Here is a 17,271-nt window from a genome sequence, read left to right as displayed (position 1 = left end):
TCAAGGCTTTTTGCTCGTATCAAGCTTTTTGCTTAACCGAAAGTTTAGAACTTCGAAACCGCCTACTATTTCTATACAAAACCGTTACCTCCTAAACCCAGGAATCTCACTCAAATACCACTTAAACCTTACTCCAACTTCAGTAAATGTAAATCCTGCAGCAGTAGCCGAGGCAATATTACTTCTTGTGCCATAAAAGTTTAACAACGCGCGTTCAGAGAATTTATAACCTAGTTTTCCTTGTATGCGGTACGTACTTTGTTTTTCGTCGTCCTCAATAAACTGGTAACCTGTTGCAGCGGTTAACTCGTAAAACCACTCATTAGGTTTTGTAATAACTTCATCTTTAATTAAATTAATAAAAACCTCACCTGCATTAAATCGCTCTGGGCTAAAATAAATAGTAGGCACTTGGTTTTTAAAAGTGATGTATTGGTAATTTAAACCCGCTTTTAAGCTAGGCTTTGCTAAAATATTATAATATAAAGAGGTAAATAATAGGTTTCTAGTATTATCATCGCTTTGGCTAGTATAATAATATTGTGTAAACCAACCTAAATTAAAATTGGTACTTAGGTTGTAATTAGCGTAAAAATTGTTCATTACAATTTCACGATCTAATAATTCAGCATTAAAATTTTGTACTTCACGTTTGTAACCTAAATCCAAAACTTGCAGTTTAAACGGTTTTATTTGAAAAGAAGCATCAGCTAAAAGCTGGGTAAAGTCATCCGTATCTGCTTTTGCAGATGTAACACCTGCAGTACCTTTAAACGTAACATTTGGCATCAATTGATATGCTAAACCAAGAACAACGTTATTTGATGTGGCTTTTAAATTAGTAATAGCATTGCTTGTATTTCTGTAGGCATAACCGGCTAGCCATTTAAATTTTGTTGACGTCGGAAATTCTATGTTCGCTTCAAGCGCAAAGGCTTCGTTATCGCCATTATCAAACGTATATGAAGTTTTTGTTTCTATAAAAGGTGTAAATGTGGTGTTTAAAGTTTTTATAAATTGTGTAGCATCTTTTTGCTTATCATAATATGTTAACGTATTGTTTGCCGATTTATAGGCCTCGTCATACCTACCTAAAGCTTTAAGCGTATTGGCTTTTCCTAAGTTACCATCAAAAGAAGTACTATCATTTTCTAAAATGCGGTTATAGTCTACTAAACTTTTCTTAAAATCGCTTTTGTAAATGTTTAGTGTAGCGCGTAAGGCTAATACCCAATTGGCATTGGGCTTATTCTCTATCAAATTATTAATCAAAACATCAGCATCTTTAAACTTTTTGTTCCATATTAGTGCTTGTATGTAACGTTCTGTTGTTTGTTGTACCAATGTTGTATCTGTGTGGTCTTTTAAACTTAAAAATGCTTGTTCGCCTAATGTTAAGGCGTCCTTTTCTTTACCATTTAAATGTTGTGCTAAAGCTAAACCGTTTAATGCTGATAGTTTATTATCTGGGTTTTTAGCCAATATATTATAGGTTTCTGTTGCTTTATCAAGCTCAGCCATAATTAAATACAAATTTGCTAAGTTTAGAAGTGTGTCTTTGTCATCTTTAAAAAGGGTTAGGTTTTCTTTTAAAAGTGTTTCCGCTTCATCATACAATTGAGCCTGTTGTTTTTGATACGCATAGCCTAAATAGATGTATTTTTTTGAGGTTAAGGCATTTGCATTTCCTAGTGAAACATCTAAAGCTTTGTTAACATAAATTAAAGCATCCTGATATAGTTTTAAGTTAGACAAAGTATTTGCATAGCCTAATAATGCAGAAAAACTTTGATTATTTTCTTGTATTAAACCTTCATAATAGTTTTTAGCTGCTGTAAAGTCTTTATTCCAAAGTAAACTTTCGGCATAATTTAATTTGATTTCAAAATCGTTAGGGTAGGTGTTTAACAGATCTGTAAAAATACTTACAGCTTGTTTAGAATTACCTAATAAACCAACTGCTCTTCCATAGCACAATTTAGCGGTTTTGTTTTTTGGATACTCTTTTAGTACGGTTTTAAAAAACGATTCGGCTTTTACATATTGCCCAGTTTCTAAGAAAGAAAATCCTTCTTGCATGTTTTGGGTATATGCCATAGTGACCATAAAAAGTAAGACTAGTAAACTGTAGAATTTGTTACTCATAATTTAGATTTTTGTGATACTGCAAGTTAAGACCAAAACCCGTTTCATTCATCTACAGCAAAGCGTCACTCACCGAAATTTGACTGCCTTCCGTTGAATGTTGAAGCATCTTTGTGTCAGAAATCACAAATAACAATTATAAAAACATAGAAATTTATCAAGACTCTAAAGCTAAAATAGCGGCGTAAAGCCATACAACCAAATCACAAAACAGAACACCATGCAATTAGTTACATTAATAAAATCAAAAAAAATAAATCCAGAGCAATTGTTTATGCTTAGTGTTCTGGCTGTAAACGGAGGAAACTATTTATATAACTTACTTCTTGGTAGGTTATTAGGACCTACTGCCTTTGCAGATGCCGCTGTACTGATTACCTTTTTATTGGTATTAAGTTTTGCAGCGATGACCTTTCAATTGGTTACAGCTAAATTCTCAGTACTTTTTGAAAACTCAGTATTTAAAAGTTTTATATCTAAAGTATATCAACAGGCATTTTTAGTCGGACTTCTTTTTGGTATAGCTATCATTGTATTTGCATCATCATTACAAGATATTTTTAACACGTCATCATCCACGATGTTTGTGGTATTTGGATGCGGTGTACCTATTTATTTTTTAATGAGTGTAAACAGAGGTGTTTTTCAAGGAAAAAAATCATTCAAATCCTTATCTGTCACCTATCAAACAGAAATGTGGAGTAGGTTGCTAATTACGCTTGGTTTAATTTTTATACTGGATATTACATCACCTGTAATTATTGCTGTTGGTATTTTTGCCTCTTTTTTATTTGGATTAATACCGTTTAAGTACTTTACAATAAGTTTAAAAAAGCAAGTTGTTTTAGGTATTCATAAAAAAGCAATCCGCAGTTTTTTCCTTATTACTGCATTTTATGAATTAACACAAATCATCATCAACAACAGTGATATTCTATTAGTAAAGCACTATTTTGAATCTTACGAAGCAGGATTATATGCGTCTTTGGCTTTAATTGGTCGTATTGTATATTTTATAGCTTGGATGTTTGTAATGCTATTATTGCCAACAGTAGTACAACTAAAAAAAGATGGTAAAGATACTGCTCCTGTTTTGTTTAAATATGTGGGTTATATCGCGGCTATTTCTTTTACTATAGTATTAGTATGTTTTAGTGCACCAGAACTTATAATTGATATATTATTTGGTGAGCAGTATATTGCTATGGCACCATTATTATGGCAATATGCAATTGCTACCTCTATGTTTGCAATATCTAATATTTTCGCGTATTACTATTTGTCTTTAGACAAGTATGTCCCAGTTGTTATTTCAGGTGTATTTGGTATGTTACAAATGGCGTTAGTGGTCTTTTTTCACGATAGTTTAGCACAGGTAGTACATATGCAAATTATAGCTATGGTGTTACTTTTAATTATTCAAGTTGTATTCTTTAAAATAAACCATAAGAAGGCTTAATCTATAGCAATTTACCATTCGTCTACAGTAAAATTCCAACCACCTAAGAACCTCAATTTTACTCATCAATATACTGCAACTTTGTAGTATAAAATCACAAATAACATAAAAACTCAAATCATGAAATTAGCAATCGTTACAGCATATCCACCAAGTAAAGTTACTTTAAATGAATATGCATACCATTTAGTAAAACACTTTAGACAAAAAGAAAATATCACAGAATTAGTATTACTTACCGATACTACAGAAGGAAAAAAAGACATCAACTTTACAGAAGATGGATGTAAAATTACAGTAAAAGAGTGTTGGACATTTAATAGCTATTTAAACATTTTAAATGTAACAAAGGCTATTAATCAAGTAAAGCCAGATGCTGTGTTATTCAATTTACAATTTATGAAGTTTGGCGATAAAAAGGTTGCCGCTGCATTAGGTTTAATGTTACCATTAGTTTGTAAATTAAAAAAGATTCCAAATATTGTATTACTTCATAATATCATGGAAGAAGTAGATCTAGGAAGTGCTGGATTTACAAGTAATAAAATCATGCAAAAAATCTACGGATGTATTGGTAGCACTTTAACAAGATTGATTTTACAAGCAGATACCGTTGCGGTAACCATGCAAAAGTATGTGGATATTTTAAGTAAAAAATATAATGCTAAAAATGTAAAGCTAATACCTCACGGGACTTTTGAAATTCTTGAAGAACCTGATTATGAAACACCTTTAGAGCCTTTAAAGATTATGACTTTTGGGAAATTTGGAACCTATAAGAAAGTTGAAGGTATGATTGAAGCTGTAGAAATGCTTAGAGAAACTTCTAATTTAAATATGGAAATAGTAGTTGCAGGAACAGATAACCCAAATACGCCGGGGTATTTAGAAAGCGTACAGAGAACATATAATCATGTTAAAGGTTTGAATTTTACTGGTTACGTTGCTGAAGAAGACGTACCAAAAATATTTAAAGAAAGCGCTGTTGTAGTATTTCCATATACGTCTACCACGGGCAGTTCTGGAGTATTACACCAAGCAGGAAGTTATGGTAAAGCTGTTGTTATGCCAGACTTAGGAGATTTAGCTTTATTAGTACAAGATGAAGGCTACAGAGGTGAGTTTTTTGATGCTGAAAGCCCAAGTAGTTTAGCTATAGCTTTACAGAAAATTTTAGAAAATAAAGCATATCGTATAGCATTAGAAAAAGCTAATTATAAAGCTGCTACGGCATACCCAATGTCTAGAATTGCAGATATGTATATTAATGCTTTTGAATCTATAATAGATAAAAAATCTTCAGTAGAAACGATACAATCTCAGGAAGTTATTCTTTAGAAATATATTTAAACGCAGGCTTGGTCTCTCCATTTTGGTTGATAAAACCAAAATATTCTTGTGCCTGTTTTCTCCAAGGAAGTCGTCCTACGACTTCCTTTGGTATTTCAGTAAAATCGTAAAGTGTCCAGGACATAAACGACATATTGTTTTTACTGAATACTGCTTGTGCCTGTTTATAATACGCTGCTTGATCATCTTCAGAATTACCAAACGGATTCCACAGGCCTCGATATGAGGATATACCAAATTCTGTAACTACAATGGGTTTGTTAGGTATATCAGTTTTTAAATTTTGATATTCTGTTTCTAATGCATCCAAATCTTCGTAGTAGTGAAAGGATACAAAATCTAGATTGTCTTTCAAGATTGTAGCACTTTCAGTATTGGACCATCCTATGGTTACTGGGTGAATAGTATCAATAGATTTTACAGAAGCTATCATTTGTTTTGCCCATGCTGTAACTTTAATTTTTCCTCTATTTTCAAAATCTAAATTGGGTTCATTTTTAATATCCCAAGCTAAGAGCGCTTTATGATTTTTTAATGCAGAAACTATGTTTATGGCATGATGCTGGTTTAAAGTCCAATTTAAGACCTCATAGTCCCCATAAAAATCAAATAGAGTTACTATAACTTTTAATTCGTGTAGCGCTGCAATATCTAAAACTTTTTTTAGTTTTTGGAGCTTCTCTGGTTTAACATTTGCGAGTCCGAAATCCTCATAAGGCACAAAAATTCGAATACTATTTAACCCCGATTCTTTAATAATTTTAAAATCTTTTGAAATGATATTGTCATCAAAATCATCACCATATAAATTCCAAGGGGTAGCTTGCGGGTAGTAATTAATACCTTTAATTTTAGTGATTATATTTTCGGCTGGCTTAAATTTATTTTTATATGGTGCTGTTTGTTCTTTAATAAGATGCCTTATACGCCAAACCCCATCTTCTAAAAGTAAAATAACCTTATATGTTGTTAATTCTTTGGTTTCAAGTAAAACATTGTTTTCTTGATAAATGCGTTTATATTCTAATACATTGCTATCTCGCAATACGACTAATTGTCCATCTTCACTAAAAAACTCTAAGGTTAAATGATGTTCTAAAGTAGTGCCATCTATTGTAATGTTTTCATTGGAATTTGTTTCAACAATGGAATAAATAGAGGATCTGGCGTTTTCGGTATAATAATCATCAACACCTTTAGTTGTATTGGTCTTATAAGCTACATGTTTTACGTACCAAGCATCTAAATAATCTGTTTCAATAGATTTTAAGGTTTGTAAATCCATTGGTCTGCCTTCATTTTTTAGTGGCTCCCATTCCAATTTAGGTAAATATTGTTCTATTTTTTTTATTTCAGTATGCAGCATGTTACTTCTGTCCGCTCCAGTATTCAAATACGAAAAAACACTACTTATACCTAAAATGATTATACTAATAATGATGATGTAAGACAGCACCAAAACACTTCTCAATATGTTCTTGTTTAGTATTTTCATAATTTAATAGCGTTTATAGATTTGCTATTACCTGCAGCTTTTACAGTAATATTATAAGTGCCTTTTGGAAATTGGTTGATGTTTAATTTGAAATTTACATAACCATCTGCACTATTTTTTCGTTTGGTAAGCACCAGTTTATTTTCTGAATATACATAAAGTGTAACATCTAAACCATCAGGAATCATTTGATTCATAAAACTCTGCAACGGGCCCACAGTAATGTTTCTGTTGTTGTTCGATAACTTAATGTTGAAATCTGAAATAACAGATTTATAATCAATTGTAATGCTGTTACTTTCTGCCATACCATCAATAAATGCTTGAACGGTCCATTTATCTGCATGATCTGGATGAATTATTCTTCCGGTAGCGATTCCATTAATAGTTGTACCAGATGTTTTTAAAACGGTTGCTGTTGACGTTTTAATAAAAAACTCAACGTAAGTACCATCACTTACCAAATTCTCATATTTATCTTTTAGGATTGATGTAGATAAAGTGGTTATTTGGTTGCCATCAGCGTAAACATGATGTCTGTTATAATCTATCGTGAAATTTTCTGGAGGTGCTGGCATGATATTAATACCATATTCCTTAGACTCTAAGCCGTAGCATGATGAGTTTATAAGGATACGTCCCGTTTTTTCAGTTGAATATATATTCTTATAGGCAATACTGTTTTTTACGACCACAGTATCTGTACTTACTCTAGTTTTAAATTGATGCTTTACAGCAATTTTGGTATCATCTGATAGTGGATTATCATACGAGTCGGTTGGAATAGCTACCAGCATACTATAATCACTACCACCAGCAGCAATACTGGGAGGACCTAAATATGTTTGGATGGTTTTAACAGTATTTTGAGGTATAATTTTGAGCTGACCTTGTAATTGATGTGTTTTGTTTAAAAGTCTCCAATTAATAGAGCCAACTCTTGATGATATATGTAATGGAATATTATAAGTTAAGATTGTTGAGCTTAAATTAGGTTTTATAAGAGTTGACCCAAAACTGTTACTTACATATAAAAATGGGGATAAATTTCCAGGTGTTGTAAATTGTAATGTAATAGTATTACCTGCAACAAACTCTGTAATTTTGGTAATTAGCCTAATATCCTCAGAGGCAAATGTATTTGGGTTGCCAAATGTTAGAAGCATCACTAAATAAATAATATGTAATTTATATTTAATCATGTATTATGGGTTACCTAAATAAGCATTTGTTTCAATTTTTATAAACTTGTAAATAGGATGGTTAATCGGTTGTAATTGTGAGTTGGTATGATTTAGAATTCTATTTGGAATAACTTTATTAGCAATATCTAAATTAGGTAATCCATTTACAAAACAATTACTCATATTCGAGTTGATAATAACGCTAGGGTCTTCATCTAAACGATATTCAAAATATTGTTTATGCTGCTGCCTGATACCTTCTTTTAAAAATTTATGGTCTACCCATACCAACTTTTTATCGGCATCATAATAACTAATTATTAATTGAGGTATGGTAACCTCTTTAATTCCTGAATTAAATAATGCCCCAGAAACGGTAGTTTTTGTTATTTGTAAATCACTTAAAACGGTTTGTTTATATAAATCAGAGCCAGATACATTGCCTGCGGCTTGCAAATTAAATTTAGTGGGCTGTTCTTCAAATTCAACAGGTGTAAACTCATCTGGATTAAAAGTTTTTGGAATAGAATCTTGAGTTTTAGACCAGGCAATACCTTCAAAATTTATTCTAAACGCACTTACCTCTTTAGGCATTAGTTTGTGTTTTATTTGATGTTTTGCATTATAAGTGGCTAACTCTTTGTTATCATCGTTGTATAATGTGCCTTTTAAAACCACGTCGGCAGGTACGTTATCTATATTTTGAATTTCGCCTATAAGTGAATAACTCTTGTTATGTTTTACTAATTTGGTTTGAAGAATCTCTAAAACAGGTTGTTTTAAAACATCTTCATGATGTGTTTGCTCAGTTGTGATACGTCGTCTTCCTTGATTAAAATAAGCCGTTTCGTTATTAGAGTAAAATTGATCTGGTGGTAAGTCTAAATCAATATCGTCGGGTTCAATAAACCATTTGCCCTCTATTTTGACCAAAGATTTATAAAATATTTTGTCTATTTTTTCTAGTGGCGTAATCCATTTAGTGTTCACTATAGCAGAAGCCAGAGTATCGGTTTGTGCCGTTATTTGGGTATCAATAGCATCTAATTTAGCATACGAACTTAGTAAGCCATCGGTTACCGAAATTTCTAGCATGTATTGTGCAATAGTTAAATCGCTTTTGGGGTTAATAAGACTATGTGCTTTTTCAAACCGTTTAAAATCTAAAGCATCATAATAGGCGAGTAGTGCATTTTCTGGTGTATGATGACTATCATTTTTTAAATAGAATTGATACATTCCAAACCCAAAAATAATGGCTAATGCTAAAGACCAGATGTGTGTTATTTTTAATAATCCGCTAGAAAATAGTGTATAGTTTGTTTTGAAATTTAAATAGTCAGGTACATGTTTAATTTTTGTTTTAAGCGCTCTTGCAAATAATAAATGGATATTTAATAAGAAAGCAATAAGTACTGTTAAAAAAGGCATAATACCCCAGAGTATTTTTTGCCATTTGGCAACATCATCTTTAGGTAAAATTGAGGATATTGGTGGCACATTTAATTTCTCCCAAACTTGTATGCCATTTTCTAATTGTCGCAGGCGTTGCCATCCACAGAAATATAAAATAGGATCGTAAAATTTATCGTTTGAAAAAATGTACTTAAAGTTATATTTTTCAGGAGTGGTTAAAAATTGTTGTAAAGAACCAATACCTTCAACACCTTTAAATTTTGAGTTTTCTAAACGTTCAATTGGTCTTGTTGTAAGTTCGGGTAAGCGTCTTGCAGAATGATAATTACCATCAACACTCATAGCCTTAGTTTGAGCAGATAACCACGCCATTTGGTCTCCAAATCCTAAAGTCATATAACGCCATTGGTCATGTTGGTCTTGATTAAGGAAATTCACAATGGGTAACATCTTAATTTTCTGTGGTTGTGAGGGTCTAAAATATCCTAGACTCATGGTAAATATTGTCATAAACACAAACAAACCAGCAAAAACACCTCCAATAATTCTATGGTAAACCGCGCCAAATTTATTTTGTATCAAGACTTTTAAATCACCATCAACCAATCGATATACAAACTCACCAAAAAGTGGTATAGACATAATGGATGCCCAAAGTGTAAAACGATCTAAGGTTAAAATATTGAAAGCAGTTTCACCTAAAAACAATCTAGGAATTGGTGTGGTACCGCCTGTACCCAAAATTGTAAGTATGGTTATGGAAAAGCCAAAAAACAGGTAACGCTTGCTATAGTAGCGATAAAAAATGTAAGGTAAAATTATTAATAAAACACCCCAAGGAATTAAAAAGAACACCAATCCTGATGAAGTGATTTCTAAAAAATTATCACGAGAGCCATGTGGTATTGGTACTTGAGTTATGGGGTTATTCTTAGAGTTTATCCAATAGGGTAAAATACATCCAATAATGATAACTAATGATAATAGTCCAAAGCTAACAATACGCTTGAATAGTTTAAAGAAGCTATTTAAAAATACTTTAAAAGTAACGGCTTTAATGCTGCCTACTTTGTCTTTTGAAACATCCATAAGCACCATACCAATTAATGGAAAAATAAAAAATACCATTCCAAAAATAGGTGTAACATGATGTGATGTTACGGTAACTGCAATTAGTGAGAGGCTGGTACATAAATAACGCAGTTTACCAGTTTTAAGCCATAAGTATATTTCTGGTAAAGCATGCATTAATACGGAAATTCCGATAATACTTGGTAACTGCCCAAAAACATGTAGGGTTTCTACGAAAGAGGATGATAAAACGGCTAATATGGAAGCGTAACCTGCTACAGTTCTATTACCAGTGATTAGTAATGAAAACCGATATGCTCCAGTTATAAATAAAACAATACTGATGAGTGCAACTGTAAAAAGTCCAAATTTTAAACCACCTATATAAGATAGTGCAGCTATAGCTTGATGCACCAAAGGCGGGTAACTCATTACAGTAAAGCCAGTATACCACTTATAGTTCCAAGGTTCAAACCAACTATTTGAATAGTGTTCTGCAAAAAATAAATGTATTAATGCATCATAGGTGCTTTCTAAGGTAAAAAATATAGAAGTACCATGAAATGCAATACCAATAAGTAGTGCAACAATTAAAAATTTATTCGATTTGGTTGGGTTCAACATATATCAATTTAAGACTATGTAAAGATATATAATGCTTAGTTTGGTTTCAGTCTAGCTCATCTATAGTAAAGTACCATTCATCTACACAAAACATCTTCTTAAGCTAAAATAGACTTTTTCTTACGCTAATCATAATACTTTTGTCTTGTAAATAATCACAAAAACTATTTATTATGAAAATTTTAGCAATCGATGACCAACAATTAGTATTGTTGCCATTACAAAAAAGATTAAACGAATTAGGTTACAATGTTATTATTGAAACCGATGCCAACACTGGTATTTCAAAATACAATACGTTTAAACCAGACCTTGTTATTGTCGATATTAATATGCCAAAAGTATCAGGTTTAGATATTGTAAAATACATTAGGCAGTCTAAAAATGCAGAAACACCAATCATGGTGTTATCAGGCAATACGCAAGACGATATTATTACTGAAGGGTTTGATTTAGGAATTAACGATTACATGAAAAAGCCACTTAGTCTTAATGAAATTTGTGCACGTGTAAAACGATTAATAGGAACTCCAGAAAGCAAAAATATTGTTTCTAAAACAGATGTTATGATACAGCAACGATGTGTTGGTGTTGTAATTCCGTGTTATAATGAAGAAGATAGATTATTGAGTGATGAATTTCTTCAGTTTATTAATAAAAATTCTGGATACCATTTGTGTTTTGTAAACGATGGCAGTAAAGACAATACTTTAGAGGTATTACACAACTTACAAAAAGGGCGTGAAGATTTTATCACAGTTTATAATTGTGAAAAAAATGGAGGTAAAGCAGAAGCAGTAAGATTGGGTATGTTACACATGGCTGAAAAATCTGATTTAGATTATATAGGATTTTTAGATGCCGATTTATCAACCGATTTGAAGGATTTTGATGATTTAGTTTCTACTATAGAAAATTCAAACTTTAAAATTGTTAGTGGTTCAAGAATAAGCAGAATGGGAGCTAACATTACAAAAGAATCTGCTAGAAAAATAATAAGTATGACCATTAACTTTATTATAAGAAAGATTCTTGGCATGAATTTTAAAGACACACAATGTGGTGCTAAGATTTTTAGGAAAGATGTAATACAATTAGCTTTTGATAAAGAGTTTGTAACACAATGGATTTTTGATGTTGAAATATTTAAAAGAATGTCTATTCATTTTGGAGTAGAAAAAGCTAAAAGTTATATCTGTGAACAACCTTTAAAACGATGGATTCATGCAGATGGTTCAAAATTATCTATGAAAGATTCTGTAAAAATAGTTTTACAATTAGGACAAATAGCATGGGTATATAGAAATAAAAAAAAGCATTTGATTGGTAATACTCAAGTTGAACTCAAATTAGTTCATAAGAGCTAGTTTAGTTTGATTTGTTTATGTTTTTGTGATTGAAAAGGTAGTGTTAATACACTACCTTTTTTTATTCTTTTAGCCGTGAATAGAATGCTTTTTGAATCATATATTAATGGAGTTTAAGTGCACCAATTCCTTTATCCCATAGTTGTTTATTGAATTCTGGAATCTCTTTATTTATAAATATTTCAGCCTCTTTTTTCAAAATTGTCCATTGCTTATCAAGTTCTTCTTTACGATCTTTTGAAGACCTATTAATTATTGGTAATGTATTATCTGATTGATTAATTAAAAACATGTAGTTTGCTGTAAACTTATTTTGAAAATTTTCAACATCATCATAAGCTTTTGATTTTCGCTGTACCATTTTTTCATCCCAATCTTTCAGTTTCTTTAGCAATAGTTTTCCTTGAGTAACCAAATCTTTGTTTTCAGGGTTCTTTTTTAAATATGTAATGGTTTCTTTTAGTTGGTTTTGTAAACTAAAAATTAAGTTTACTTTATTATGCATTTCTGTTAAGTTTTGTTCCATCCCTCCAAGAAACGCATCATAAGCTTTGTAATCATTTTCATCAATGTTATCGTAAAGCGGAACTTCAACAATTTTAGCATTAGTGCTTAATATTGAATCTCCAATTTTTAAACTTAATTCATATGTACCAATAGTAACAACATGTCCGCTATAACCTGCTTCAATGTATACATTTTTAATTCCCGGCATTGTAGCTTGCCTCATATTCCATACAAATCTATTTAAGCCCTCATTTTTGTCTAATGTTGGTTCTTTTGAAGGACCACCATCGTATTTTTTGTATGAAGTATCTTTTTTCGATGTAAAAGTACGTACTAATTTACCAGAATTATTTCTAATTTGTAATTGAATATCAATAGAATCATTAAGTTTAGGAAGTTCGTAATATATTACCATGCCATTGGCTGGATTAACACCACTAAATGCACTTGACCCTTTGAAGTTTTTACTATTACTGTTTAATTGACTTCTCCAAGAACCTCTGTAAGTATCTTCAGGTGTAAATAACTTTGATTCCTTATTGCCTTTATATTGAGTCATTAAATTTAAATCATCAAGAATCCAAAAACCTCTTCCAGAAGTCGCTACTATTAAATCACCTTTATGCACTTTTAGGTCTGTAATAGGAGTAATAGGTAAGTTTAATTGAAAGGGTTCCCACGAATCACCTCCATTCCAAGATATATAAATACCTTGTTCAGTTCCTGCATAAAGTAAATTTTTACGTGAAGCATCTTCTCTAACAACTCTTGTAAAAGCTCCATAAGGAATATTTGAACTTATATTTTTCCAAGTTTTTCCATAGTTAGTTGTTTTGTATAGCGCTGGTGTATGGTCATTAAATTTAAACCGAGTTGTAGCTATATAAGTGGTTCCTGGATTATGTGGAGATACTTCAATAGCATTTATTAAGCATTCTTTTAATCCTTTAGGTGTAATATTAATCCAATTTTCACCATCATCTTTTGTAATGTGTACTAGCCCATCATCACTTCCAGTATAAAAAACACCTTTTTCATGTGGAGATTCAATCATATAACTAATAGTACCGTAGTTTTCTCCTCCCACAGCTTCATTGGTATATGGCCCACCTCCTTTGCCTTGCCTCTCATCTAAATTACGAGTTAAGTCTGGTGAAAATTCTTCCCATGTACGCCCCATGTCATTGGTTTTTAAAACCAATTGAGCACAGTGAAAGTATGTATTTTTACTATGTTGAGACCATAATGTTGGAGCATTCCAGTTATAAAGATATTTCATATCTCTTGCGTCTTCTCCTAAGTATTGGATAGGAGCAGCCATAACTTTAGTGTTTGTGTTGGACTTGGTATCTAGAACATTTATCGTACCTAAGTAACTTCCGCCCATTACATATCTGGGATTGTCTGGATTAAAGGCCAAAAACGCACTTTCACCACCTGCAGAATTAGACCAATCACTTTCGGTAATAGAAGAATTTCCATAGGATAAACTTGCAATTTTCATTGAAGGAAAATCTTGCTGCCCACCGTAAATATTGTACGGAAACAGATTATCTGTATTGATACGGTAAAATTGTGCAAGAGGCATATTAGATTGTGTTGACCAACTTTTTCCAGCATCAAATGAAATTCCAGCACCTCCATCATTAGCAATAACCATGTTATTGGAGTTATTAGGATTAATCCATAAATCATGAAAATCGCCATGAGTTCCAGATAAGACCTTCCAAGTTTTACCTCCATCTATAGATTTTAATGCGGGAGCACTTAAAACATAAACCACATTTTCGTTATTAGGATCGGTAAATACTTCTGTGTAATACCATGCACGTTGTGTTAGACGATTATCATCGCTAATGCGAGACCAATTTTTTCCTGCATTAGAAGAAACAAACAAACCACCAAGATCTTTATTACTATCACTTTCTATTATGGCAAAAAGTTTATTTGGGTTTGATCTACAAACTGAAATACCCATTTTACCCTTTTCCTTTGGAAGTCCCTCATGAATAGTATTCCAAGTTTCACCACCGTCTGTCGATTTATACAAACCACTTCCAGATCCACCACTAATAATTTTCCAAGGTTTTCTCTGATGATGCCACATAGCTGCATACATCACATTAGGGAAATTCATATCAATCGATAATTCTGAACAACCAGTTAATTCATTTATAAACAAAACGTTTTTCCATGTTTTTCCGCCATCTATAGATTTGTATATACCTCTTTCTTTTGATGGACCATATAAAGCACCTTGGGCTGCAACATAAACTATATTTGGATTTTTAGGATGCACTACAATTCTAGAAATATGTTGGGTTTTAGCTAACCCGATATGTTTCCATGTTTTTCCGGCATCTGTAGACTTATAAACACCATCACCATATGATGTCATTACTGCTCTAACAGCATGTTCTCCCATGCCACAATAAACTATATTTGGGTCAGATTCAGAAACAGCTACGGCTCCAACAGATCCAGTTTTAAAATATCCATCAGAAATATTCTCCCAACGTTGCCCTGCATCTTTAGTTTTCCATAAGCCACCTCCTGTTGATCCCATGTAATAGGTAAGAGGATTATTAATTACACCGCTCGTAGCAACAGATCTTCCTCCACGAAATGGACCTATGTGTCTATATTTTAAGGGTTTAAAATAAGTTTCGAGGTCTTGAGCAAAAAGGGATGTTATTGAAAAAAATAATAAACAAAAGGAAAATAATCGCTTCATATGGATTGGTTATAAGGTATCAATCAAATATACCTAAATTAATAACTCATATCCAAAAAGAAGTTATTCATAATAAACTACTTTGTTCTTTTATTTTAATTGTTCTGTTTCTAGAGAGTTTTGAATATGTGTACCAACCAAAACCTAAAATTGAGTTAGGTTGCTTTTTTCTTAACTTACTGTCCATTTTGAATGGTTATTTTGTTTTTTTTGTAAAAGGAATTAACATAGGGGTTTTTGATTGGTAACTCTTATAAGCTTTACCAAATTCCTTTTTTAGATCTCGTTCTTCAAAAAGAGTTCCTATTATAAAATAAGAGGTTAATCCAATTGCAAAAATTAGATGTGTAACTGTCATATTTGGTGTTGCCCATATTCCGAGTATACCTCCAAAATATAAAGGATGACGTACATGTTTGTAAAAAGAAATTACTTTAAAGTTTAAATTTGTATAGGGCTTATTTCTGAGTTCTAAGTACGTTTGGCGTAGTCCGAATAGATCAAAATGATTAATTAAAAATGTACTGATAAATAGAATTGTCCAACCTAAAAAGAACATAATATAAACCAGATAATACAAAACACTATCAGATTGAATTTTCCAAATAGACCCACCCATAGGTGCCCATTCTGTAACTAAAAGAATTAATAATAACCCAGAAATTAAAACAAATGTGCTACGTTCAATAGGTTTTGGAAAGTATTTAGCGAAGGTAGTTTTAAACGATTGTCGAGCCATAACACTGTGTTGAACTCCAAAAAGCGCTACAAGACCAAAATTCTTTAATAGTGCTAGGTAGAAAGGAAGTGTAGCGGTTTGATCGATAGATATTTCAGTAACTAAATCACTACAAGAGATTATCCATAATAACAGCGAAGTAAACCCAATAAGATAGGCGATTATTGAATACAAAAACATTAATATTTTTTTCATGACATATTGATTTTAAATAATATGCCAAAAGTATTGTGTAAAGGAGGTTTAGAATTTTCTTAAAAGTTCAACTTTCTTTCTAAAAAGTTCAATCCAAAAAAGATAACGATTTGGTTACGTGCTTATTTCTATATTGATTGGGTGGATATTCGAACTTTTTTTTGAAGCTACTATTGAAGTGTGAGGTGTTTTTAAAGCCACTTTCATAACAAATTTCATTTATGTTTAACTCAGAATTTTCTAATAGTGTTTTAGCGTATTCCAAACGCTTTTTGTTTAACCACTTTCCTGGTGTCTCTTTAAAGTGAGTTTTAAAATCTCTTTTAAATGTAGACAAGCTTCTTCCACAAAGACGTGCATATTCTTCCAATTGTAAATCATAATGAAAGTTTTTCATCATAATATCGTGTATACTAGTCTTTTCAACTTGTTTTAGCGTATTAAAGAAATTAATTAAATCTTTATTAATAGGATCCAGTGCTATGTTAAAAAGCAATTCATTAAATTTTATTTCAACTAATTCTTTGGGAATTTCTCCTTCCATGTCAAAATAGTTAAAAACGGAAAGAAATAGTGAATTAATTGAATTTGTAACGTGTATTGGAAATATTTGATCGTATTTTTCTTTTGGGCTTGTAGATTTTATAAACGAAGTGTTATTCGTCATAAAACGTCTTATAAAATCCTCAGTAATAAAAAATAGAATAGTGCAATAATCCTCTTCAAAATATTGTTTTGTATTGTAAATACCTTTTCTAATAAAAAGTGCATCTCCAGAATGCAACGGATATGTTTTATTTACGGAAGTCCAATCCTTTTTACCACTAATAACGTAGGTTATGAATGGTATATCTGTCCATAGTTTAAATTTTTCTACATCAATTGGACATTTGTACTCAACAAACATATAGTCATCACTAATTAGTCTGTTATAATGGGTACTATTCTTGAAATATTTGAAAACATCTAGGGTCATATACAAATT

General features: G+C 31.6%; 10 protein-coding genes. 3 read left to right on the top strand and 7 right to left on the bottom strand.

Translation table 11 applies throughout. From position 1 onward, the window contains the following. Positions 1-84 precede the first annotated feature (84 nt). Complete coding sequence (locus tag ABD939_RS10395; RefSeq protein WP_345168067.1) at positions 85-2,145, bottom strand: tetratricopeptide repeat protein; 2,061 nt, start codon at positions 2,143-2,145, stop codon at positions 85-87. 220 nt (positions 2,146-2,365) lie between these two features. Between ABD939_RS10395 and ABD939_RS10390 the strand changes: the two genes are divergently transcribed. Together ABD939_RS10390 and ABD939_RS10385 are read left to right on the top strand one after the other, a co-directional pair. Continuing rightward, positions 2,366-3,604, top strand: a complete 1,239-nt coding sequence (locus tag ABD939_RS10390; RefSeq protein WP_345168065.1) for an oligosaccharide flippase family protein — start codon at positions 2,366-2,368, stop codon at positions 3,602-3,604. A gap of 120 nt (positions 3,605-3,724) precedes the next feature. Further along, positions 3,725-4,942, top strand: a complete 1,218-nt coding sequence (locus ABD939_RS10385; RefSeq protein WP_345168062.1) for a glycosyltransferase — start codon at positions 3,725-3,727, stop codon at positions 4,940-4,942. Here the strand turns inward: ABD939_RS10385 and ABD939_RS10380 are convergent. Genes ABD939_RS10380 through ABD939_RS10370 form a run of 3 tightly spaced genes read right to left on the bottom strand, consistent with a single transcriptional unit; the run spans position 4,932 to position 10,744 of the window. Further along, positions 4,932-6,449, bottom strand: coding sequence for a glycoside hydrolase family 2 TIM barrel-domain containing protein (locus tag ABD939_RS10380; RefSeq protein WP_345168059.1), 1,518 nt, complete (start codon positions 6,447-6,449; stop codon positions 4,932-4,934). The genes ABD939_RS10385 and ABD939_RS10380 overlap by 11 nt on opposite strands. Next, complete coding sequence (locus tag ABD939_RS10375; RefSeq protein WP_345168056.1) at positions 6,446-7,651, bottom strand: hypothetical protein; 1,206 nt, start codon at positions 7,649-7,651, stop codon at positions 6,446-6,448. The genes ABD939_RS10380 and ABD939_RS10375 overlap by 4 nt, the downstream gene beginning before the upstream one ends. 3 nt (positions 7,652-7,654) lie before the next feature. Beyond that, positions 7,655-10,744, bottom strand: a complete 3,090-nt coding sequence (locus tag ABD939_RS10370; protein WP_345168054.1) for a hypothetical protein — start codon at positions 10,742-10,744, stop codon at positions 7,655-7,657. Positions 10,745-10,917: 173 nt separating this feature from the next. Between ABD939_RS10370 and ABD939_RS10365 the strand changes: the two genes are divergently transcribed. Further along, positions 10,918-12,111 carry a response regulator gene (locus ABD939_RS10365; protein WP_345168051.1) on the top strand — a complete coding sequence of 398 codons (1,194 nt, stop codon included), beginning with the start codon at positions 10,918-10,920 and terminating at the stop codon, positions 12,109-12,111. A 103-nt stretch (positions 12,112-12,214) separates the two neighbouring features. Here the strand turns inward: ABD939_RS10365 and ABD939_RS10360 are convergent, their stop codons facing one another. The 3 genes from ABD939_RS10360 to ABD939_RS10350 all read right to left on the bottom strand — a co-directional run bounded on the left by ABD939_RS10360 (position 12,215) and on the right by ABD939_RS10350 (position 17,262). Continuing rightward, the gene (locus ABD939_RS10360) at positions 12,215-15,352 is read right to left on the bottom strand and encodes a WD40/YVTN/BNR-like repeat-containing protein (RefSeq protein WP_345168048.1); all 3,138 of its coding nucleotides are present in this window, start codon (positions 15,350-15,352) and stop codon (positions 12,215-12,217) included. A gap of 196 nt (positions 15,353-15,548) precedes the next feature. After that, positions 15,549-16,286, bottom strand: a complete 738-nt coding sequence (locus ABD939_RS10355) for a methyltransferase family protein (RefSeq protein WP_345168046.1) — start codon at positions 16,284-16,286, stop codon at positions 15,549-15,551. A gap of 88 nt (positions 16,287-16,374) precedes the next feature. After that, a complete protein-coding gene (locus ABD939_RS10350) occupies positions 16,375-17,262 on the bottom strand; it encodes a helix-turn-helix domain-containing protein (protein WP_345168043.1) in 888 nt (295 codons plus the stop codon). Positions 17,263-17,271: the final 9 nt, after the last annotated feature.

The sequence above is a fragment of the Algibacter aquimarinus genome (assembly GCF_039543265.1).
Lineage (GTDB): Bacteria > Bacteroidota > Bacteroidia > Flavobacteriales > Flavobacteriaceae > Algibacter_B > Algibacter_B aquimarinus.
Note: the sequence above shows the minus strand (reverse complement) of the source record. Positions and strands in the feature narration are given on the sequence as shown.

Bases quoted from the DNA above. Each gene is read 5' to 3' on its own strand.
- ABD939_RS10395 (WP_345168067.1), bottom strand. From the start codon at position 2,145: ATGAGTAACAAATTCTACAGTTTACTAGTCTTACTTTTTATGGTCACT.
- ABD939_RS10390 (WP_345168065.1), top strand. From the start codon at position 2,366: ATGCAATTAGTTACATTAATAAAATCAAAAAAAATAAATCCAGAGCAA.
- ABD939_RS10385 (WP_345168062.1), top strand. From the start codon at position 3,725: ATGAAATTAGCAATCGTTACAGCATATCCACCAAGTAAAGTTACTTTA.
- ABD939_RS10380 (WP_345168059.1), bottom strand. From the start codon at position 6,449: ATGAAAATACTAAACAAGAACATATTGAGAAGTGTTTTGGTGCTGTCT.
- ABD939_RS10375 (WP_345168056.1), bottom strand. From the start codon at position 7,651: ATGATTAAATATAAATTACATATTATTTATTTAGTGATGCTTCTAACA.
- ABD939_RS10370 (WP_345168054.1), bottom strand. From the start codon at position 10,744: ATGTTGAACCCAACCAAATCGAATAAATTTTTAATTGTTGCACTACTT.
- ABD939_RS10365 (WP_345168051.1), top strand. From the start codon at position 10,918: ATGAAAATTTTAGCAATCGATGACCAACAATTAGTATTGTTGCCATTA.
- ABD939_RS10360 (WP_345168048.1), bottom strand. From the start codon at position 15,352: ATGAAGCGATTATTTTCCTTTTGTTTATTATTTTTTTCAATAACATCC.
- ABD939_RS10355 (WP_345168046.1), bottom strand. From the start codon at position 16,286: ATGAAAAAAATATTAATGTTTTTGTATTCAATAATCGCCTATCTTATT.
- ABD939_RS10350 (WP_345168043.1), bottom strand. From the start codon at position 17,262: ATGACCCTAGATGTTTTCAAATATTTCAAGAATAGTACCCATTATAAC.